15 protein-coding genes are annotated in these 22334 nt (G+C 63.0%); 10 read left to right on the forward strand and 5 right to left on the reverse strand.

Features of this window, described 5'->3' with window-relative positions; genetic code table 11:
• The coding region (locus ACODTW_RS21625; protein ID WP_488948158.1) for a hypothetical protein at positions 1 to 263 on the forward strand (263 nt) is incomplete at its 5' end.
• A gap of 48 nt (positions 264 to 311) precedes the next feature.
• Here the strand turns inward: ACODTW_RS21625 and ACODTW_RS21630 are convergent.
• The gene (locus ACODTW_RS21630; RefSeq protein WP_488948159.1) at positions 312 to 1667 is read right to left on the reverse strand and encodes an AmpG family muropeptide MFS transporter; all 1356 of its coding nucleotides are present in this window, start codon (positions 1665 to 1667) and stop codon (positions 312 to 314) included.
• Between the two features lie 241 nt (positions 1668 to 1908).
• On the opposite strand from ACODTW_RS21630, the gene ACODTW_RS21635 reads away from it, so the two are divergent.
• From ACODTW_RS21635 to ACODTW_RS21645, 3 genes are all read left to right on the forward strand, one after another.
• A complete protein-coding gene (locus ACODTW_RS21635; protein WP_488948160.1) occupies positions 1909 to 3318 on the forward strand; it encodes a class II 3-deoxy-7-phosphoheptulonate synthase in 1410 nt (469 codons plus the stop codon).
• A 293-nt stretch (positions 3319 to 3611) separates the two neighbouring features.
• On the forward strand, positions 3612 to 5675 hold the full coding sequence (locus tag ACODTW_RS21640; RefSeq protein ID WP_488948161.1) for a methyl-accepting chemotaxis protein: 2064 nt from the start codon (positions 3612 to 3614) through the stop codon (positions 5673 to 5675).
• A 122-nt stretch (positions 5676 to 5797) separates the two neighbouring features.
• Positions 5798 to 7096 (forward strand): Xaa-Pro dipeptidase, encoded by a 1299-nt coding sequence (locus ACODTW_RS21645; RefSeq protein ID WP_488948162.1) that lies wholly within the window; start codon positions 5798 to 5800, stop codon positions 7094 to 7096.
• Here ACODTW_RS21645 and hpnE read toward each other — a convergent pair.
• The 3 genes from hpnE to ACODTW_RS21660 all read right to left on the reverse strand — a co-directional run bounded on the left by hpnE (position 7077) and on the right by ACODTW_RS21660 (position 10886).
• Complete coding sequence (gene hpnE, locus ACODTW_RS21650) at positions 7077 to 8342, reverse strand: hydroxysqualene dehydroxylase HpnE (RefSeq protein WP_488948163.1); 1266 nt, start codon at positions 8340 to 8342, stop codon at positions 7077 to 7079. The genes ACODTW_RS21645 and hpnE overlap by 20 nt on opposite strands.
• Positions 8339 to 10093, reverse strand: coding sequence for a squalene/phytoene synthase family protein (locus ACODTW_RS21655; protein ID WP_488948164.1), 1755 nt, complete (start codon positions 10091 to 10093; stop codon positions 8339 to 8341). Before ACODTW_RS21655 ends, hpnE begins: the two co-directional genes overlap by 4 nt.
• A gap of 166 nt (positions 10094 to 10259) precedes the next feature.
• The gene (locus tag ACODTW_RS21660; RefSeq protein WP_488948165.1) at positions 10260 to 10886 is read right to left on the reverse strand and encodes a superoxide dismutase; all 627 of its coding nucleotides are present in this window, start codon (positions 10884 to 10886) and stop codon (positions 10260 to 10262) included.
• Between the two features lie 209 nt (positions 10887 to 11095).
• Here ACODTW_RS21660 and ACODTW_RS21665 point away from each other — a divergent pair, with 209 nt between their 5' ends.
• The 4 genes from ACODTW_RS21665 (at position 11096) to ACODTW_RS21680 (ending at position 16071) form a co-directional block, all read left to right on the forward strand.
• Positions 11096 to 11941: a phytoene/squalene synthase family protein gene (locus ACODTW_RS21665; RefSeq protein ID WP_488948166.1), complete on the forward strand. Its 846-nt coding sequence runs from the start codon at positions 11096 to 11098 to the stop codon at positions 11939 to 11941.
• 318 nt (positions 11942 to 12259) lie between these two features.
• Entirely contained in the window at positions 12260 to 12955 is a 696-nt protein-coding gene (locus ACODTW_RS21670) for a VIT1/CCC1 transporter family protein (protein WP_488948167.1), read from the forward strand.
• Positions 12956 to 13279: 324 nt separating this feature from the next.
• A complete protein-coding gene (locus tag ACODTW_RS21675) occupies positions 13280 to 14062 on the forward strand; it encodes a hypothetical protein (protein ID WP_488948168.1) in 783 nt (260 codons plus the stop codon).
• A complete protein-coding gene (locus tag ACODTW_RS21680; RefSeq protein WP_488948169.1) occupies positions 14062 to 16071 on the forward strand; it encodes a patatin-like phospholipase family protein in 2010 nt (669 codons plus the stop codon). The genes ACODTW_RS21675 and ACODTW_RS21680 overlap by 1 nt, the downstream gene beginning before the upstream one ends.
• A 270-nt stretch (positions 16072 to 16341) precedes the next feature.
• Here ACODTW_RS21680 and trmFO read toward each other — a convergent pair whose 3' ends face one another.
• Positions 16342 to 17694: a methylenetetrahydrofolate--tRNA-(uracil(54)-C(5))-methyltransferase (FADH(2)-oxidizing) TrmFO gene (trmFO, locus tag ACODTW_RS21685; RefSeq protein WP_488948170.1), complete on the reverse strand. Its 1353-nt coding sequence runs from the start codon at positions 17692 to 17694 to the stop codon at positions 16342 to 16344.
• 355 nt (positions 17695 to 18049) lie between these two features.
• On the opposite strand from trmFO, the gene ACODTW_RS21690 reads away from it, so the two are divergent.
• Positions 18050 to 19420, forward strand: a complete 1371-nt coding sequence (locus ACODTW_RS21690; protein WP_488948171.1) for an MATE family efflux transporter — start codon at positions 18050 to 18052, stop codon at positions 19418 to 19420.
• Between the two features lie 68 nt (positions 19421 to 19488).
• The gene (gene gyrA, locus ACODTW_RS21695; protein WP_488948172.1) at positions 19489 to 22269 is read left to right on the forward strand and encodes a DNA gyrase subunit A; all 2781 of its coding nucleotides are present in this window, start codon (positions 19489 to 19491) and stop codon (positions 22267 to 22269) included.
• Positions 22270 to 22334 lie beyond the last annotated feature (65 nt).

The following is a 22334-nucleotide window of genomic DNA, read 5'->3' on the forward strand; positions in this document are numbered from 1 at the left end:
GTGGCACGAACCCCGGCGGTGGTGGCACGAACCCCGGCGGTGGTGGCACGAACCCCGGCGGTGGTGGCACGAACCCTGGCGGTGGTGGCACGAACCCTGGCGGTGGTGGCACGAACCCCGGCGGTGGCGGCACGAACCCTGGCGGTGGCGGCACGAACCCTGGCGGTGGCGGCACGAACCCCGGCGGTGGTGGCACGAACCCTGGCGGTGGCGGGACCAATCCTGGAGGTCCGGCGATGTGCACTTGTCCCTGTGGGTTCTGATGATTTTGGCACGCCGATCCACCCTGATCGGCGTGCCCCGGTTTCAGATCAGTTTTTGCTGGTGGCGGCCCTACTGGCGGCACGGTCCAGGAACAGGCAGAGCAGTGTCACCGGAATGCCGATCGCGGCGGTACCGGCAAAGAACAGGGCGTAGGCCCCCATCTGCCCGGCTGCAGGCTCCAGCGCCTGCACCATCTGGCCAGAGAAGCCCTTCAGCACCTTGCCCAAGACCGTATAGAGCGAGGACAGCAGCGCATATTGCGTGGCCGTGTAACCCAAGCTGGTCAGGCTGGACATATAGGCTGTCAGCGCAACGCCCGCGAATCCCGTGGCAATATTGTCCACAATGATGGCCGCGGTGAAGACGCTGATATCCGGGCCGCTGAGCGCCATTGCCGAAAAGGCCAGATTGGAGAAGGGGCCAAGGATGGCGCCCAGGATCAAGGTGCGCCGGAACCCAAGTTTTACCGAGGCCAGACCACCCAGCGCGATCCCGGCGATGGATGCCCACAATCCGACAGAAGCGCGCACGGCGCCCACCACCTCTTTCGTCAGGCCCAGATCGACATAAAAGGGATTGACCATGGGGCCGATCAGAAAGTCACCCAGCCGGAAGGTCATCACCACCAGCAGCATAAGCACCGACAAGGCACCATAGGTTTGCAGGAAACTGATCAATGGGCCCAGAACCGCATCGAACAGGCCGGCGGGGGTCCAGAGCGGGGCCGATGCCATGCCGCCGGCCGGCGCATGGCGGACCGGTTCGGTAGCGATCAACGTTGCCACAACGCCCACCGCCATCACCGCACCCGCCACGCCATAGGATGCCTGCCAGCCGATGCCGGCGGCCAGCAGCAGGATCAGGCTGTCGGTTGCCAGCATGGCCGCACGGTAGCCGGTCTGGTAGGCGGCTGACAGCAGGCCCTGTTCGGCGCCATCATCGGCGCTTTCGATGCGCCACGCGTCAACCACGATATCCTGGGTAGCCGACGCGAAGGCCGCCAGAATGGCGAAGCTGCCCAGCAGCCAGAGGTCTCCGCCGCCGGGCCCCACCGCGGCCATGCCTAACAGGCCGGCGCCGACCAGCAACTGTGACAGGACCATCCAGCCCCGCCGCCGTCCCAGCCGCCCCAGGATGGGCGCGTCCAGCCTGTCGACCAGCGGCGCCCAGAAGATTTTCAGCGAATAGGCGATGCCGACCCAGGACATGAAGCCGATGGTCGCCAGATCGGCGCCGCCCTCACGCAGCCAGAAACCCAGCGTGTTGCCCGTCAGCAGAAAAGGCAGGCCCGAGGAGAAACCCAGCAGCAGCATGACCAGCACTTTGCGCTGGCCCAAGGACCGCAAAACCTGCCGCCAGCCAATCGGGGTGGCGGCATCTGCGGTCGTCTGCGCGTTGATCATCGGCGTTCCTTGTCGGTTCCTCAATGGGTTGGGGAAGTATAAGCAAGGTGCTGTGCGACTGCGCGGCCTATTTGCGCACGAACATTGCGCAAAACGCAGGTCGTTTGGACTGGAAAATACCCGCGCTGGTCGCTTACAAGAATCGACCCACCGGTGAATTCCGATGCTGGGTAACCCATATGCACATCCCGCCGCCGGGAAGAGGCCGGTGCGGCGATGATGAGAAGGATGAGGTAGGATCATGTCGACGGAAACGCAGAAGGTGGGGACCGCGGGGCGCTGGACGCCTGACAGCTGGCGCGCCAAGCCGATCCGGCAGGTCCCGTCCTATCCCGACGAAACCCGGTTGAAGGCCGTCGAAGCCAAGCTGGCGGCCTATCCGCCGCTGGTTTTTGCGGGCGAGGCGCGGCGGCTGAAGGACTATCTGGGCAAGGTGGCGCGCGGGGAGGCCTTCCTGTTGCAAGGGGGCGACTGCGCCGAAAGTTTTGCCGAGTTCCATCCCAATAATATCCGCGACACGTTCCGCGTGCTGTTGCAGATGGCCGTGGTCCTGACCTTTGGCGCTGCCACGCCCGTGGTGAAGGTGGGCCGTCTGGCGGGGCAGTTCGCCAAGCCGCGGTCGGCCGATACCGAGATCATCAATGGCGTCGAACTCCCCAGCTATCGCGGCGATATCATCAACGGCTTTGACTTTACGGCTGAGGCGCGTATCCCCGATCCGGAGCGCATGGTCCAGGCCTTTAACCAGTCGGCCGCCACGCTGAATCTGCTGCGCGCCTTCGCCCAGGGTGGCTATGCCGACCTGCACAAGGTGCACCAGTGGAACCTGGGCTTTGTGGAGAAGAGCCCGCAGGGCGAACGGTACCAGGATCTGGCCAACCGGTTGGACGAAACCCTGTCCTTCATGGCCGCCTGCGGCATCACGGGCGAAACGACGCCCCAGATCCGCGAGACGGAGCTGTTCACCAGCCATGAGGCGCTGCTGCTGCCGTATGAGCAGGCGCTGACCCGCATCGACAGCACCACGGGCGATTGGTACGACGTGTCGGCCCATATGCTGTGGATCGGTGACCGCACACGTCAGGCCGACGGTGCCCATGTGGAATTCCTGCGCGGGGTGAAGAACCCGGTCGGTCTGAAGTGCGGGCCGACGATGGACCCGGACGATCTGATCCGCCTGATCGACATCCTGAATCCGGCGGACGAGGCTGGGCGCCTGACCCTGATCGTGCGCATGGGATCCGACAAGGTGGCCGACAAGCTGTCGCCGCTGGTACGCAAGGTTCAGCAGGAAGGCCGCCAGGTCGTCTGGTCCTGCGACCCCATGCATGGCAATACCGTCAAGTCCTCCACCGGTTACAAGACGCGCCCCTTCGACCGCGTGCTGGCCGAGGTGAAGGGCTTCATGGAGGTCATCCGGGCTGAAGGTGCGCATCCGGGCGGTGTCCATTTTGAGATGACCGGTCAGGATGTCACCGAATGCACGGGCGGGGCGCAGGCCATCAGCGATCATGCCCTGGCTCTGCGTTACCACACGGCCTGCGATCCGCGCCTGAATGCCAGCCAGTCGCTGGAACTGGCCTTCCTGATTGCGGAAAGTCTGAAGGCCGTCCGTGATGGTCAACCGCGCACGCGCGTCGCTGCGGAATAGTGCCTTCAAATCAGAAGGCCCGTCGGGATGGCTCCTGTCATCCCGGCGGGCCTTTTTGATTCTGAACTACCGTTGCAGGATAAGGGTCAGTATCAAACGTTTGTTTATTTGATATCAATTCTTATTGCCAGTTGGGACCTTTCGAGGGGCGGATATTCCAGCCCATTGGTGATTGATCGGCAAGGACAGTGCCAAAAGCAGATATTCAGAACTTATTTCAATTTTTGCCAGTTCGGGTGTAGGTTGTAGAAAACAACCTCACTTCGGGGGCGGAAATGTTTAAGAAATTGCCGTTGGTCACCAAATTGATTCTGACGATCACCATCGTGCTGGTGGTCGGCCTTGGGGCGGGATTGGTTGCCATCACGGAAAAGGCCGGCGAACATACAGATGCGCTCTCCTACAAGGTTGGCGAAGGCATTGGGCAGCACAATGCGGCGCTGGTGGAACGCCGCCTGAATGATGCCATGGATGTCAGTCGCTTCATCGCCAGTTCGATTGTCAGCCTGAAGGCGGCAGGCGTGACCAATCGGGCCCAGATCAACGCCATGCTGCGCAGCCAGTTGGAGGCGAACACCAATCTTCTGGGGGTCTGGGTGGGCCTGGAGCCCAACGTTCTGGACGGTAAGGACAGCGTCTTTCTCAATACGCCCGGCACCGACGCGTCGGGCCGCTTCATCCCCTACTGGAACCGCGGGTCAGGCCAGATCGCGCTGGAGGCGTTGACGGCCTATGAGGATCAGGGCGCAGATGGGGCCTATTATCAGGTCCCCAAGCGCCTTCTGCGCGAGGTGGTCGTCGAGCCCTATGCGTATGTCGTTGCCGGCAAGTCGATCCTGATGGTGTCCCTGGTCGTTCCGATCATCGAGAATGGCAAGTTCATCGGCAATGCCGGCGTCGATCTGGGCACAGATGGCATATGGGAGGACCTGAAGGGGGCCAGACCCTTCGGCACCGGTGCCGTCTATCTGATTTCCAACGAAGGCAAGTGGGTCGGCTACGCCAACCGGGAGCATCTGGGCAAGCCCATTGTCGAAACGAACGAGCGGCTGAAGAACGCCCTTGGTGCGATCAAGGAAGGACAGATGTTCTCGCAGATGTCCTTCTCCCAAAGCCTCAAGACGGACGTGAAGCAACTGTTCATCCCCATCCATGTCGGCTCCAGCCCTACACCCTGGTCCATCCTGGTCAATATGCCCGTGGACAAGGTGGAGGTGCCGAAGAATGAACTGCGTACAGTCATCATTGTCGGCGCCTTGGTTCTGACCGCGGCGCTGCTGCTGGCGCTTTGGCTTTCCACCCGGCATATCGTCGGGGTGCCGCTGCGCCGTATCATCGCGACGGTTCAGGCATTGACGTCGGGCAACAACGACGTCGAGGTGATGGACCGTGATCGCAGCGACGAGATCGGTGCGATCAACCAGGCCTTGCAGCTGTTCAAGGAAAATGCCGCGCGTGTCGCGCAGATGGAGGAACAGCGCCGTCGCGATGAGCAGGCGGCGGCCGAGCATCGCCGTCGCGACCTGAATCGTCTGGCCGATGATTTCGAAGGCTCGGTCGGTGGCGTGGTGGCCCAGGTGGCGGAGCAGTCGGAGAATATCCGCGGTGATTCCGAAGCCCTTTCCGCCATCGCCACCCAGACCAATTCCCAGGCGACGGCCGTCGCCAATGCCGCCGATATCGCCAACGCAAACGTGCAGACGGTGGCTGCGGCGGCAGAGGAACTGGCCCGGTCGATCCAGGAAATCAACGAGCGCATCACCGACAGTTCCCGCATGGCCAGCGACGCGGTCGAGGAGGTTGAACGTACCAATGGCACAGTCGCCGGCCTGGCCCAGGCGGCACAGAAGATCGGGGATGTGGTCAACCTGATCCAGTCCATCGCGGCGCAGACCAACCTGTTGGCGCTGAACGCCACAATCGAGGCGGCCCGCGCCGGCGAGGCGGGCAAGGGCTTCGCGGTCGTGGCATCGGAAGTGAAGAATCTGGCGACGCAGACGGCCCGTGCGACGGAAGAGATTTCGGCTCAGATCGCCGATATCCAGTCGGTCAGCGGCAATGCCGTCAGCGCCATCCAGTCCATCGGTCGCACCATTGTGAACATTTCCGAGACGGTGACCACCATCGCTGCCGCCGCTGAGGAGCAAGGGGCGGCCACGCGGGAGATCAGCCGCAATGTGCAGGAGGCAGCGACGGGCACGCGGGAAGTGTCGCACACTATCCAGGGCGTGACACGCGCGGCCAGTGAGACAGGCAGCATGGCGACACAGGCCCGCGCCGCATCCGACATGCTGTCGCAGCAGGCGGTTCTACTGCGACAGGAGGTTCAGCGTTTCGTGACCAGCATCCGGTCCTGATGCACCTGAAGTCGACGGTCCGTCCCGTGCGGACCGTCGACTTTATACAGTCCGCTTAATTTCACAGGGACCCTGTGCTAAACCCGCTGTCCGTCAAAAAACAACAAACGGGTTTCCATACCATGCCGTCCCTGTCCAAGCGGTGCTTTGCCGCTGCCTTGCTGGCTGCCACCGGCCTGTGCGCCCTTCTGCCGGCACAGGCTGCTACGGTCTATGTCCAGGCAGACCGGATGATCGATGTCATCAATGGCAAGGTGGTGGAAAGGCCTGCTTTGGTCATCACTGATGGCCGCATCAGCGCCATCGGAACGCAGACGACGGTGGCGGCACCGCCGGGGGCGGAGAGGATCGACCTGACCGGCCACACGATCCTGCCGGGCCTGATCGACATGCACACCCATGTCACTGTCCGCCATTCCTGGCATGGCTATAACGCCCTGGCTGTCTCCATTCCGGACGAGGCCATCGCCGGGGTCGCCAATGCCCGAACGACATTGAATGCCGGCTTCACCACCATCCGCAATGTCGGGGCGGCCGGTTACACCGACATTTCCCTGCGCAATGCCATCAATGAGGGGCTGGTGCCGGGTCCGCGCATCTTCGCCTCCGGTCCGTTGCTGGGCGCCACGGGCGGGCATTGCGATGACAATCTGCTGCCGCCCGAATATCACCGCGTTGCCGAGGGCGTGGCGGACGGCCCCTGGCCGCTGGTCCAGAAGGTGCGCGAGGTGAAGAAATATGGCGCCGACCTGATCAAGGTCTGTGCCACCGGTGGTGTGCTGTCCAAGGGCGACGCGGTTGGCGCCCAGCAACTGAGCCAGGAGGAGATGAATGCCCTGGTGGCGGAGGCCCATCGCCTGGGCCTGAAGGTCGCCGCCCATGCGCACGGGGCCGACGGGATCAAGGTCGCGATCCTGGCCGGTGTCGACACGATCGAACATGCGTCGCTGGTCGATGACGAGGGTATCAAGCTGGCCAAGCAACGCGGCACCGTCTTCTCCATGGATATCTACAACGACGATTTCATCCTGTCTGAGGGAGAGAAGAACGGCATCCTGCCCGAAAGCCTGGAAAAGGAGCGCATGGTCGGCCGGGTCCAGCGCGAGAATTTCCAGAAGGCCTTCAAGGCCGGGGTGAAGATGGTGTTCGGCAGCGATGCCGGCGTCTACCCGCACGGTGATAATGGCAAGCAGTTCGCCCATATGGTGCGCTGGGGCATGACGCCGATGCAGGCGATCCAGGCTGCTACCGTGACGGCGGCGGAGGTCCTGGGCAAGTCGGCGGATGTGGGCGCGCTGGCCGTCGGCCGCTATGGCGATATCGTTGCCGTGAAGGGCGACCCGCTTGCCGATGTCACCCAGCTTGAACATGTCGACGCCGTCATCAAGGGTGGCGAGTTGTTCAAGGCGCCGATGAAGTAATCAGGTCTGCCACCCGATGCCCGGACTGCACCGCCCCTTCGATGGTGGCGGGCAGGCCGGTATCGGTCCAGTCTCCGGCCAGGAACAGATTGCGCGCCACCCTGGGACCGGGTCGGCGCCTTTCCATGGCCGGTGTGGCGGCGAAACTGGCCCGCCTTTCCTTCACGATCCGGTAGGGTGGCACCGGCGCTCCCCTGCATCCCAAGACCTGAGCGACGTCGCGCCACAGGATGTCGGCCAGGGTTGCGGCCGGTTGGTCGATCAGGCTGTCGGCGGCGCTGACCGTGACCGACAGGATGTCATCGCGGGTGAACAGCCACTCCGCCGTGCCGCCAAGCACGGCCAGCAATGGCAGCCCACCGGGCAGCGGCGTCGGACTGTCCAGACGGAAATGCGCGTTCAGGATGGGGTGGAAGTGGTCTGGCGCGGGGACACCGGGCAGTAGGCACGGCAGCATCTCCGCCGGTACGGCCAGCACCACCCTGTCGCCGCTGGCCAGGGGCCGCCTCTGGTCGCCGAAGACCAGGGCCGTTGCTTGGCCGTCATCGGTTCGTTCCAATGCCCGCAGGCGTCGGCCGAAGCGGATGTCGGCACCATGGATCCGCAGATAGGCCAGGGCCGGATCGACCAGGGCCGCGGACAGACCGCCGGGTCCGGCGATGTGGGGGCGACAGGCTTCAGCACCCCGCAGCAGGGTACGACGGAACACCTGCCACAGCAGGCGGGCCGATCCCTGGTCATAGGGTGTGTTCAGGATCGACACGGCCAGTGGTTGCCACAGGGACCGGGTCAGCCGGTGTGAATGGGGCAGCCGGTCCGCCACGGTATCATTTCGCCCCGTCAGGGCCAGCTTCAGGATGGCCAGATAGTCCAGCAGCCGGCTGCCGGGGACACGCCGGGCCGGATCAGCCAGCCATAGGGGCAGGGGGCCATTGCCGGGGCGCAGGGACCACAGGCAACCATCTGACAGATCCAGGAATGGCAGCCGAACCGGGTCGATGGCGACCAGCCCGCCCCGTCCACCGATCCGATCCAGATAGGCGAAGCATTCCGGATTGGCGCCCAGGATCAGGTGGTTGCCATTGTCGATGGTGCGGTCCAGCGCCGCGTCATGCCAGCTGCGGCAGCGTCCGCCGGCATGGTCGGTGGCTTCATGCAGGGCGACGCGGTGCCCCCGTTCGGCCAGACGGGTGGCACAGGCCAAGCCCGCCAAACCCGCCCCGATGACATGGATGGTGCCGGTCACAGGCGCGGCGGACGGCCCAGGGCGCAGGACAGGGCGACGCTGATCTTCTCCCACCGCCCCAGCTTCGGGCGGTGCGGCAGGTCTTCCGGTGCCCATCCGCGTTGGCGCAGGCGCACCAGGACGCGATGATACAGCACCATCATCGCGGCCGCCGGCCACAGCTTGCCATGGGGCTGCTTCAACAGGCCCAGGGCCTGCTGGTAGGCGGCCTCGGCCCGGTCGGCCAGCGCCTCGCACGCCTGTGGCAGGCCAGGATGGGTCAGGATGATCTGCGGATCGCCCTGAACGGTATAGGCGTCGATGCCCGCATCCTCCAGCATCTCTTCTGGCAGATAACAGCGGCCATCGCGCGCATCCTCTTCCAGGTCGCGCAGGATGTTGGTCAGCTGCAATGCCTCGCCCAACGCCAGCGCGAAGGCGTCGGCGCTGGCATCGCCCTTGCCGAAGACACGGACGGACAGCAGGCCCACGGCACCCGCCACGCGGCGGCAATATTGGGCCAGCATGCCCAGCGAGGGCGCGCGGACCGGACCTTCCACATCCATCATCATGCCGTCGATCACGGCCTGGAATTCAGCTTGGGGCAGGTTGTAGCGGCGCATCGCGGCGGTCAGGTCGCGCAGGCGGCCATGGTGGCGGCTGGCGCCCGGCATGCCGTACATGGCATCAATGCGGCGCTGCCAGTCGGTCAGCGCACCGCGCTTCACTTCCTGCTTTTCGCTGCCATCGGCAATGTCATCGACGGCGCGGCAGAAGCCATAGATGGCGAACATGGCGCGGCGCTTGCGCTTGCCCAGCAGACGCAGGGGCCAGTAGAAGGTGCTGGCCCCGCAACTGCCGGACTTGGCCAATCCGCTTTCCGGCGACAGGCGCGGCGGACGCCGGGACATGCCGCGCAGCACGCCCAGCAGGACGGCCCCCAGCCGGTTCAGCGGCCCTACCTGCACCTTGCCGGACAGCGGATCGCGGCGGCGAAGCTGCTTGGACAGGGCGATGGCCATTTCCACGATGACCGCCGATTCCAGCCGCAGGCCGGGATTGGCGATCAGGCGGGGCAGGGCAGACGCCCGCCGCAGCAGCGAATCGACATTGTCCAAGGTGCGGTCGATGACGGCGCGCACGGGCGGCGTCGCTTCGGTTTCCACCAGATGTTCGATGGACCCGCCCGCTTCCTTGAACCAGCTGGTCGGCAGATAGCAGCGGCCCAGTTCCACCCAATCGTGCCGGCAATCCTGGATATGGTTCAGGATCTGCAGGGCGGTACACAGCGCATCGGCGGCCGGTGCCGCCGCCATGCCTTCACCATGCAGTTCCAGAAGGAAGCGGCCCACCGGGTTGGCGGAATAGCGGCAGTAAAGGACAAGGTCCTGCCAGGTCTTGCAATGGCTGCCCATGGCGTCGCGACGGAAGGCCTGCAGCAACTGTCTGGCATGCAGGCCCGACACGCCCGTGGCGGTCAGCGTGGCCTTCAAGGTCAGGGCCGGGGCCAGCCAGGGCTGGTTGCCGATGCCGCTGACCAGCGCGCGTTCCAGCGCATCCATCTGCGCGATCTTCATGTCGGGCTCGACATGCGGATCGTCGGCAATGTCATCGGCCAGCCGGGCAAAGGCATAGAAGGCGATGACATGCGGCCGGTAGAGGGCCGGGATCAGACGGGAGGCGACCGGGAAATTTTCCCCTTCCGCGCCCTTGCGGGCGGCGGGATCGCCGGGCTGGGCCGGGCTTTGCGCGGACAGGCGGAATTCGGCCATGGCGGGGGGCGGGCTCTGTCGTCGGTCAGGGGCGCTACTTTGCCACGACAAGGGGCCATGTAGAAGTGGCGATAATGCGGCACCTGTACCCAAGGGCCGGAATAGAAAACCCCGCCGGCCCGGAAGGCACGGCGGGGTTCACAAAAAGTCCTGATCCCGCAGAGGGTTAGATCAGGGCGCCGTCCTTGATCTTGGTCAGGCGGGCGTTCACGGCGTCCCAATTGACCACATTCCACCAGGCAGCCAGATAGTCGGCGCGGCGGTTCTGATACTTCAGGTAATAGGCGTGTTCCCACACGTCATTGCCGAAAAGGATCGGCGTGCCGTTGAACAGCGGCGTGTCCTGATTCGGCTGGGCGACGATGGCCAGCTTGCCGGCGGTATCGGCGGTGACGAACACCCAGCCCGAGCCGAACTGCTTCGTGCCGGCTTCGTTGAACTTCTTCTTGAAGTCCTCGAAGCTGCCGAAATCGCGGGTGATGGCGGCGCCCACTTCACCGGTCGGGTCGCCACCGGCATTGGGGCCCATGATCGACCAGAACATGGAATGGTTGGCGTGACCGCCGCCATTGTTGCGCACGGCGGTGCGGATGCTTTCCGGCAGCTCGCCCAGGCGCTTCAACAGGTCTTCCAGCGACAGGTCGTGCAGCTGGCTGTGGTCGGCCAGCGCGTTGTTCAGGTTGGTGATATAGGCCTGGTGGTGCTTGCCATGGTGGGTGGCCATGGTCAGGGCATCGATATGCGGCTCCAGCGCCGCGGTGTCATAGCTCAGTGCCGGCAGGGTGAAGGCCATGGGATGGCTCCTGTGATCTCTGGGGTGGGGGTCGCCCCTGACGAGCAGAGCGACCGGACACGGGGTTGAGAGATACGACCGCCACGGGCACGGGTCAACCCGATCCACCCCTGAATATTTGTTCTGCCTATCTTTATTGGATGTCATGCTTTGCCCTGGATGAAGGAACGCCTATAAGGCGCCATCACAATTGGTTGGAAGAAGCGACGATGGCGCCGCCCGCCCTGTCCGCCTGTGCCGAGGCGGTGCGCAAGCATGATAATGACCGGTTCCTGACCGCCCTGTTCGCGCCGGCCGATTGCCGCGAGGACCTGTTCGCGCTCTATGCCTTCAACCATGAGGTGGCCAAGACCCGCGAGGTGGTGACCGAGCCGACCCTGGGCCAGATCCGCCTGCAATGGTGGCGGGAAAGCATTGACGGCGCCTACGCCGGCAGCCCGCGCCGGCACGAGGTGGTGGAACCCCTGAGCCAGGCCATCGCCCGCCACAGTCTGGACCGCGCCCAGTTCGACATGGCTATCGACGGGCGCGAGGCCGATCTGGATGACGAGGCGCCGGCCGACCCTGATTGCCTGGTCAATTACGCCCAGGTCACGGGCGCGCCGCTGGCCCGGCTGGCCTGCCAGGTGCTGGGCGTGCGTGACCCGGCCGCCATGGAGGCGGCGCGGCTGGTCGGCACGGCCTGGGCGCTGACCGGCATCCTGCGTGCCACCCCCTTCCTGGCCCGGGGCCGCCGGTCCCGCCTGCCTTTGTCGCTGCTGATCGAACATGGGGTGACGGAGCCGGCTTTGTTCGAGGGCAAGCCCGAACCCGGCCTGTCCAAGGTGGCCGCCGCCGTGGCCGATCTGGCCCGCGGCCAGCTGCGCGAGGCCCGTGCCCTGCGCCGCGAGGTGCCCCGCGCCGCCCTGCCGGCCCTGCTGCCGGCCGTGCTGGCCGACCATTATCTGGACCGGATGCAGCGGGCCGGCTACGACCTGCTGTCCCCGGCCCTGCTGAGGCCGACCGTGCGCCGGCCTCTGGCCGTGGCCTGGGCCGCGACCCTGGGCCGCTGGTAGGACCTGGCTTCGCAATGGCCGACATTGCCGCTCCGAAAAAAAACGGCCCCACTGCAACCAGATGCAACATCACAGCGACCCGCGTTTCAGAGCGGGGGCGCCCTCTGCTGCGAATGGATGTCTCCTCTGCTTGGATGCCGGCGTCGGGCGATGGGGATAGGAATAATAGCGCAGGATTGTGGGAAGATCAGCATCGTCGCGTGCGGAATAGCGCCGCAGCCGGTGAGGCTGGCGTCGCCCGGCATCCTGGTCGATGATCGGACCTGCTTGGCACGGTGCGGGGCCCCCCGCGCCCTGGTCTGACGAAAGGCGTGAACAATGCGTGCAGTCCACAGGGAAACCCATCTTGTCGCCCGCATCGGATGGCTGCGGGCGGCCGTGCTGGGGGCCAATGACGGCATCATCTCCACGGCCAGCCTGGTTCTGGGCGTGGCGTCCGCCGCGTCCGGCGCCGAAGGGGCGCTGGTCGCCGGCGTGGCCGGTCTGGTGGCGGGGGCCATGTCGATGGCGGCCGGCGAATATGTCTCCGTCAGTTCGCAGGCCGATACGGAACGGGCCGATCTTGACCGGGAGCGGGCGGAGCTTCTGAACGACCCCGTCTATGAAACGGAGGAACTGGCCCAGATCTATGCCGCGCGCGGCGTGGATATCGCCCTGGCGCGGCAGGTGGCGGTGCAACTGATGGCCAAGGACGCGTTGGGCGCGCATTCACGCGATGAGCTGGGCATTTCCGAGATGACCAGCGCACGACCCATCCAGGCCGCCCTGGCCTCTGCCGCCACCTTTACGGCCGGGGCGGCGGCCCCGCTGATCCTGGCGCTGATTGCGCCCGCCGCCCTGCTGCTGCCGGTGGTCGCCGTTGGATCGCTGGCCTTTCTGGGACTGCTGGGCATGATCGGCGCCAAGGCCGGCGGGGCCGGCATCGTCAAGCCGACGCTGCGCGTGATGTTCTGGGGCGCCCTGGCCATGGCCCTGACAACCGGGGTCGGTGCCCTGTTCGGCACGGTGGTGTGACGGGGGTGGTGCAGTGGTTATAGGGGGCGGGTTTGCGCCTCATTGTGGTCGTTTAGAGGGGCGGTGACGACGTCAGAAAGCGGAAATATTTAGGGTCATTGCCCATACCATTTAAGCCACCCGAGGTGCCTAGGCCTAGAGACAAAATGGTCTGATCGGTTAGGTATTCAGGTCAATGAGAATAGAAATAGCCATCTCAGGGGATTCGAGGCGACCCTTGAGGGAATGGTATCCATAGAATCGCGACGGAGAGGAGGGTGTTACGGGTTTCACGACGCTCTTGAGTCTGGTATTGGTTGTGTCATTGGAAGAATGGATTTGCGAATGGATATCGATAGCGTTCCTATTGAACAGGTGGTTGGCGCATCCACAGGGTTGCACCTTGGCTCGGAATTTGCTGAAGGCGACCCAATCGTCTCCCGCCTTCAGCACAACTTGGACCTAGTCCTAGAAGGTAATCCAGTCGTCCGGGCCCTGTTTGCTTATCTAGAATCCTCAGGTGTCCGTGGCGTGGTATTCGGTGGCTGGGCACGTGACCACGTTGCGGCGTCGTTAGGCCGTACGTACTCTAATCCGCGAGATCTAGACATAGTAGTCGATGCTATTGATCCGAGAATCTTCGTCGAGATTCTTCTTGGAATCCCCACGCGGAAAACGATATTTGGTGGACTGAATTTCATGGCCAGCGGTGTCGAGATCGATTTATGGCCGTTGAATAAGACATTCATGTTTGAGCGTTTCAATCTTGCGCCTGACTTCCACCACCTTGCCAATGTTGCCGACTTTACAATCAATGCGATCATCTTCAAGCCATCACAGCTGTGGCGTTCACCTTCTGTTTGGGATTCTGGTTGTGTAGCGGCTCTCAGATCAGCACGGCTTCAATTCCAGTATTCAACTTTATCATTTCCAAGGATCCAGGTGTCTCGAGCCATTATTTACGCTGCCAAGCTCAGGCTTGATCTCGATACCGATGTTGCTCGCTTCGTGCATTCGCACCTGTCTTCTTCGCCCGATGTGAAAGACATTGAAGAAGGCATCCGAAGATACTGCCCAGTTCAAGCTCTGGGCCGAGCGATTGAAATTCTAGAGCGGTTAAAAAGCTAATGGCGATCAAAACACAGTTCTTTAGTAATTGTGCCGCGGTGTTTGAAGGCGGAGGTGTCCGTGCTGCAGCTTTTGCTGGCGCTTATGCCGCGGCCAGCGAAGTCGGTATAAGCTTTGTGAAGGTCGCGGGTACTTCAGCCGGATCGATAGTTGCAGCTTTAATTGCCGCGGGAGCAACTCCCTCGTTTGTGACGGCAAAGCTTCTAGGGAAAGATTTTAAGGACTTCCTTACCCCACCCGCTAAACAGGACGCCGCTTTTGCCAAGCCGCCGTGCGGGATGAAAATTTTCTCGGCCGCCCTCGGAGAGCAAGCCAAAAAAGCAGTTTTTCTGTCGCAGTATGGAGGGTTCTACAAATCGGATAGTATCCGGGAATGGGTCGAGGCGATGTTAAAAGAACTTCTCCTGGCCCAAAAGCCTGATGTCGCTCATAGGCCAGTGAGATTTTCGGATCTACTTCTTCCGTGCACCATAGTCTCTGCAGATATTGTGGTTGCTGACGCTCGTGTTTGGAGCAAAGAGTCGACGCCCAATGAAGATGTAGCTTATGCCGTCCAATGTTCGGCGAGCATTCCATTCTTTTTTCAGCCTGTTTGGGAGAAGAACCACGTAATGGTGGACGGCGGCATGTTGAGCAATTTACCTGCTTTTGTATTTGCTGGATCGAGCCCGCCTCACCGAGGCAGGTTTTCAGAGAGGATACTCGCATTCCGACTGAGGGATGATGGTACGCACAACAGCAAGAAAATAGGCAGCCTTCTGGATTTTGGCGCCGCGATTGCGAACACTGTCGTAAAGGCTAGCACAGCTATCCAACTTGAACTGCAACCCGATGTGTTCACTATCGATATTCCTACTGGTCCAATTCAAGCAACAGACTTCGACAAGGTTGGTAAAGCTGAGAAGGAAAATCTGTACCAGAAAGGCGAACAAGCGGTAAGAATTTTTGTGAATTCAGAAAGGGGGATTGTCTCTAAACTGCGGCCTGATACGAACTATAATGGGTTCGAGGAGCGCCTCTTAGTATACGTTCAGATGCTTAGCGATGCCACTGAGAGTGTTTGGATATCTGATCAAAGTTCGTATTGGATTTGGTTCCTTTTCCCCTCAATTTTTAGCGCCCTGCGCCGTAAAGTCGCTATCCACTTCGTGACCACAGTTCCACGTAATGACAACACCTCAACTGATGAGATCCAGCGTCGGATCCTATTGGCGCAGATGGGAGTGCACCTTCATATTGTGGAAGAAACCCTATTCAATGGGATTCTGCTAGATCCCGGCACAGATCATGAATCAGCAGCGCTCAGCTCAGTACTAGGCTATATCAACGTTGATTACGATTTCAAAGGTGAAAGAGTTCGCTTCTACTCCGCTGTGAATGACAGCCCAGTCGTAGAAAGTATCCGCCGGGGAATTGTCATGGGCCGGAGGGTGGCGCCAGAAAAGCGAACCTTCACGATTCAGGTGTGTTCTGAGGAAAAATTGATCGGGCGCCTTGCAAAAGTCCCGCAATACATGCGGGCAAAATTTGATGTTGCAGAGGTAAACTTAGAGCATAAAATATGCATAATCCAAAAATATGTCAAAGAATATAAGTTGATGCAAATTGATGGGCTGATATGTGATTTCAAGAATAATGGAATTGAATTGTTTCACCCCCAGGAACTGTTATTCGGTGACGGCTCAACATCGATCATATCGCCGCCTGTGTTTGAGATTGATAATGATCGGTTAGTTCTAATCGACGGCCATGTGCGAACATTTCATTGCTTGAAGAACGGAATTCGCCGCATCCGAGCCGTGGTCGTCAGAAATGTCGAAAGCCCACTGCCGGGCACACCGCTCGAATTAAACGAATTGCGCCTGATAACTGGGACAACCAGTATGTCTGATAATATGAAGGGTTTGAACGATTTGCACTTTAGAAAAATTGATGAGGCTCTGCGCCCAAAAGAGTCAGCGAGTAAGGAATTTTATCAGCAACTGATTGCAAAAGACAGCGTTACATGACCAGTTATCGTCAATTGAAACTGCTGCGATGCCATTCCTGCTCGACCACTCCCCTTCCTTGGCGGCTAGTCATCACCGAGTGGATGAACGTCAGCCGAATGTAGCCACCAATCTCCAACTTGTTTCGTCTGATTTGGTGTATCGTAAGGTTGAAACCAGCTCGTCCGCCATCGGCCCCCTTCACGACCACCACCCCGGCGGCGGCAATGGTGGCGGTGGAGGATGCTTCAACGCAAACCCGACAAGCGCTGTGCAGGCGTGGGGAGCGGATTACCCCAGCCACCCCGTCAGATCAGCCAGCGCCCGCGTGCTATAGGCCTTCTTGCGGTCCTTGCCGTGCAGTTCCTTGCCGTTGGGCTGACGTTCCGTCACGGGCGGGAACAGGCCGAAATTGACGTTCATGGGCTGGAACGTCTCCGCCTCCGCCCCGCCGGTGATATGGGCCAGCAGTGCGCCCAGGGCCGTCGTGCGCGGCGGCAGGCTGGGCTCCGTCCCCAGGCGGTCGGACGCGGCGAAGCGGCCGGCCAGCAGGCCGACGGCCGCACTTTCCACATAGCCCTCGCAGCCCGTGATCTGCCCGGCAAAACGCAGGCGGGGCAGGGCCTTCAGGCGCAAGGACCCGTCCAGCAGGCGCGGGGAATTGATGAAGGTGTTGCGGTGCAGACCGCCCAGACGGGCGAATTCCGCATTTTCCAGGCCGGGGATCATGCGGAACACCCGCGCCTGTTCGGCATATTTCAGCTTGGTCTGGAACCCGACGAGATTATAGAGCGTGCCCAGCGCATTATCCTGGCGCAATTGCACCACGGCATAGGGGCGCTTGCCCTCATGCGGGTTGGTCAGGCCTACGGGCTTCATCGGGCCATAGCGCAGGGTGTCGACGCCGCGTTCGGCCATCACCTCGATCGGCAGGCAGCCTTCGAAATAGGGGGTGTTCTTCTCCCACTCCTTGAAGTCGCCCTTTTCGCCGTCGATCAGCGCCTGGATGAAGGCCTGGTACTGCTCCTTGTCCATGGCGCAGTTGATATAGTCCTTGCCCGTGCCGCCGGGGCCGACCTTGTCATAGCGCGACTGGAACCAGGCCTTGGACAGATCGATGCTGTCGGTATGCACGATGGGGGCGATGGCGTCGAAGAAGCTCAACTGCTCCTCGCCCGTAAACGCCCGGATGGATTCGGCCAGCTTCATGCTGGTCAGCGGGCCCGTGGCGATGACGACATTGTCCCAGTCTTCGGGGGGGATGCCTGCAACCTCGCCACGCTCCACGCTGATCAGCGGATGGCTGGTCAGGGTCGCCGTCACATGTTCGGCGAAATGGTCGCGATCCACGGCCAGCGCCCCGCCGGCCGGCACCTTGTGCGTGTCGGCCGCCGTCAGGATCAGCGAGCCGCAGCGCCGCATCTCCTCATGCAGCAGGCCGACAGCGTTATAGTCGGCATCGTCGGAGCGGAAGGAGTTGGAACAGACCAGCTCCGCGAAATGCTCCGTCTGATGCGCGTCGGTTTTCACCACCGGGCGCATCTCGTGCAGGATGACGGGGATGCCGGCCTGGGCGATCTGCCAGGCGGCTTCGCTGCCGGCCATGCCGGCGCCGATGACGTGGATGGGGTTCTTCTGGGTCATGGGCGGTGATGTCGCGCGCCCAAGGCCCGGCGTCAAGTCCCGGCGGTGCATATGATGGTTTACATCCGCACCGGGCGCGGTTCGGGTGCGGGGGCCGGCGGGTCCGAAGGGTCGGGCGGGCCACCCGGCTGGGGCGCCGGCACCTCCCCCGGTGGGGGAAGTTCGGTCTTGTCCGGTGGGGTGGCGCCGGGAAGCGGGGGGATGATGCCCATGGTTTCGGCCTTTGCATTTGTTCCTGTCACCCGTTGACAACCCCGCGCCGGCCGCATTGTTCCCCATACATTGCAAGGCTAGACATTTCCGATATCGGATGTATCGTGCGCGTCGTTTTCAGAATTCCGGACCTTCCCCCCAAATGACCGCCGCCCTTCTTCAGGCCGAACACCTGTCCCACCGGATCCGTCGCCATGTGCGCGAACTGTTCCGGCTGGCGCTTCCCGTGATCATTGCACGGGCGGGGATCATGGGCATGGCCCTGGTCGATACGCTGATGGTGGGGCGGTTCGGGGCGCAGGAACTGGCCTATTACGGGCTGGGCAACATGCCCGTGGGTGTGCTGATGGGCGTCATGATCGGCCTGATGCTGGGCGTTGTGGTCATGACTGCGCAGGCTGTGGGGCGGGGCGAGGAGGCGGCGACGGGCGCCATCTGGCGCCGGGCCTTGCCCTATTCCGTGCTGATCGGCGGGCTGACCGCGGCCCTGTGCATGCTGGGCGAGCGGTTCCTGCTGGCCACGGGGCAGGCGCCGGACCTGGCGGCCGGCGGCGGCGGCGTCATGGCCGTCATCGCCGTGGGCACGCCGGCGGCGGGCCTGCACCTGGCCACCAGCCTTTATCTGGAAGGCATGAAGCGGCCCATCCCCGGCATGGTCGCCATGCTGATCGGCAATGTCCTGAATGTCGGGCTGAACTGGGTGCTGGTCTGGGGCCATCTGGGCTTTCCCGCCATGGGGGCGGAGGGTGCGGCCTGGGCCACCACCATCCTGCGCTGGCTGGGAGCCATCGGCCTGATCGCCTATGTCTGGTGGCTGCCGCAGCGGCAGGAATGGGGCATCCGGGGCGGGTTCCGCGGCTGGTGGCGCGACAGCGGCGACCAGCGCAAGGTCGGCTATGCCGCTGGCCTGTCCAACGGGCTGGAAGGGTCAGCTTTCGCAGCGCTGGCCCTGTTCGCCGGCTGGCTGGGCGCCATGTCGGTGGGCGCCTACACGATCGGGCTGAACCTGATAGCACTGCCCTTCATGTGCGCACTGGGCATGGCGACGGCCACGTCGGTGCGGGTCGGCAACGCCTATGGCGCCCGCGACGCGCTGGAAACCAAGGTGGCGGGCTGGACCGGGCTGGGGGTGACCAGCGTCATCCTGGCCCTGGTGGGGGTGATCTTCCTGTTCTTCCCCGCCTGGGTCGCCGCGCAGTTCACGGCCGATCCCGCCCTGATCGCCCTGACAGCCCCGCTGCTGGCGCTGTCGGCCTGGCTGCTGGTCGCCGATGGGGGGCAGGTGGTGATGGCCCAGGCCCTGCGCGGGCGCAGCGACACCTGGGTGCCCACCGCCCTGCATTTCATCAGCTATTACGCCATCATGATGCCGGTCGGCTATTGGCTGGCCTTTCCGCAGGGGCAGGGGGTGCTGGGCCTGTTCCAGGGCATCTTCATCGCCAGTTTTGTCTCCGTCGGCTTCCTGGCGGGGCGGTTCTGGTGGCTGTCGCGGCGGCCGCTGCCGCCCCTCTGACAGCCGCTTGAGCCGGGGCCGCCCCTTTCATTGTTCGCACCCGCGAATGGTGCTACAAGGGGCGTCCGATGGCCGGGACCCGGCCGCGATTCCAGACCCGTAATGACGAGTTCCGCTCGGTGACCTCAACGCCCGCTCTGCCGTCCGATATCACGCCCATCACCATCGAAGATGAGATGCGGCGATCCTATCTCGATTACGCGATGAGCGTGATCGTCAGCCGGGCCCTTCCCGATGTGCGCGACGGCCTGAAGCCCGTGCATCGCCGCATTCTGTATGCGATGAAGGAAGGCGGCTACGACAGCACCAAGCCTTACAAGAAGTCGGCGCGTATCGTCGGTGACGTGATGGGTAAATACCATCCGCACGGTGACAGCGCCATTTACGATGCCATGGTCCGCATGGCGCAGGATTTCTCCATGCGCCTGCCCCTGATCGACGGTCAGGGCAATTACGGTTCCATGGATGGCGATGCCGCGGCGGCCATGCGCTATACCGAGGCGCGCCTGGCCAAGGTGGCCGAGTTCATGCTGGACGATATCGACAAGGAGACGGTCGATTTCCAGCCGAACTATGACGAGTCGGAAGAAGAGCCGACGGTCCTGCCGGCGAAGTTCCCCAATCTGCTGATCAACGGCGCCGGCGGTATCGCCGTCGGCATGGCCACCAACATCCCGCCCCACAATCTGGGCGAGGTGGTGGATGCCTGTCTGGCCTATATCGAAAACCCCGACATCTCCATCGACGAGCTGATCGAGATCGTTCCCGGCCCGGACTTCCCCACGGGTGCTTTGATCCTGGGCCGGTCCGGCATCCGGTCCGCCTTCCATACCGGCCGCGGCAGCGTCATCATGCGCGCCAAGACGGAGGTGGAGGAGATCCGCAAGGATCGCTGGGCCATCGTCGCCACCGAGATTCCCTATCAGGTCAATAAGGCCAAGCTGCTGGAACGCATCGCCGAATGCGTGAATGAGAAGCTGGTCGAGGGCATCAGCGACGTCCGCGACGAAAGCGACCGCGACGGCGTGCGTGTTGTCGTGGAACTGAAGCGCGACGCCGTGGCCGACGTGGTCCTGGCCCAGCTGTTCCGCCACACGGCGCTGCAGACCAGCTTCGGCGTCAATATGCTGGCGCTGAATGGCGGCCGGCCGGAGCTGATGGACCTGAAGGCCATCATCGCCGCCTTTGTCCGCTTCCGCGAGCAGGTGGTGACCCGCCGTACGGAGTTCGAGCTCGGCAAGGCGCGCGAACGCGCCCACATCTTGGTCGGCCTGGCTGTGGCTGTCGCCAATCTGGACGACATGATCGCGCTGATCCGCAACGCGCCCGACCCGCAGTCGGCGCGTGAGCAGATGATGGCCCGCGACTGGCCGGCGACCGACGTCGCCCCGCTGATCGCCCTGATCGATGAGCCGGGCCGTGGCCTGTCGGACGCCGGCGGCTACCGCCTGTCCGAAGCCCAGGCCCGTGCCATCCTGGATCTGCGCCTGCACCGCCTGACCGGGCTGGAGCGTGACAAGATCGGCGAGGAGCTGACCGGCGTCACCGACCAGATCAAGTATTTCCTGGCTGTGCTGGCAGACCGCGGCCTGCTGCTGGACATCATCCGCAACGAGCTGGGCGACATGAAGGCCCGCTTCGCAACCCCGCGCCGCACCCAGATCGAGGAATCGGAGTTCGAGTCCGATATCGAGGATCTGATCCAGCGCGAGGACATGGTCGTCATCGTCACCCAGGGCGGCTATATCAAGCGCGTGCCGGTCTCCACCTATCGCGCCCAGGCGCGCGGCGGCAAGGGACGGTCGGGCATGAGCCTGAAGGCGGAGGACAATGTCTCCGACCTGTTCGTGGCCAACACGCATACGCCCATGCTGTTCTTCACCAGCCGCGGCATCGTCCACAAGCTGAAGGTCTGGCGCCTGCCCCAGGGCACGCCGCAGACGCGCGGCAAGGCACTGGTCAATCTGCTGCCGCTGGAGGAGGGGGAAACCATCTCCACCGTCATGCCGATGCCGGAGGATGAGGGCACCTGGGGCGATCTGGAGATCGTGTTCGCCACCAGCAAGGGCGGCATCCGCCGCAACAAGCTGTCGGACTTCCAGAATATCCGCGCCAACGGCCTGATCGCCATGAAGCTGGAGGAGGAGGGCGAGACCCTGATTTCTGTCCGCACCTGCACCGATCAGGACGATGTACTGCTGGCTACCCATCTGGGGCGCTGCATCCGCTTCCCCGTGACGGAAGTTCGCGTGTTCTCCGGCCGTACCTCCACCGGCGTGCGCGGTATCAAGCTGGCCGACGGCGACAGCGTCATCGGCATGTCGATCCTGCACCATACCGACTACACGATGGAGGAGCGGGCCGCCTACCTGAAGCAGGCGCGTGAGCTGCGTCGGGCCGAGGGTGAGGATACCGACGATGCCGTCGATGTGGATGCCGAGCCCGTGGGCGAAGCGGCCCTGACGCCCGAACAGTTCGCGGAGATGCAGGCGCGGGAGGAGATCATCCTGACTGTGTCCGAACAGGGCTTCGGCAAGCGCACGTCTGCCTATGAATACCGGCTGACGGGCCGTGGCGGGCAGGGCATCTGGAACATGGACATGGGCGACCGCAACAGGGCCATCGCGGCCGTGTTCCCCATCCATGAAACAGACCAGCTGATGATGGTCAGCGATGGCGGCCAGGTCATCCGCATGCCTGTCCACGACATCCGCCTGACCGGCCGCAAGAGCAAGGGCGTGACCCTGTTCCGTCTGTCGGGTGAGGAGAAGGTCGTGTCTGTGGCGCGGCTTGAGGATGATGGCAGTGGCGATGCTGTCTCCGGCGACACCGAATCCGTAACCGAGTGAGTTCCACATGCCGCAGGGGGCGATGGATCCCCCGCACGGCCCCAGTGAAAGAATGTGTCCGGGCG

This window comes from Niveispirillum sp. FG148 (assembly GCF_057809655.1).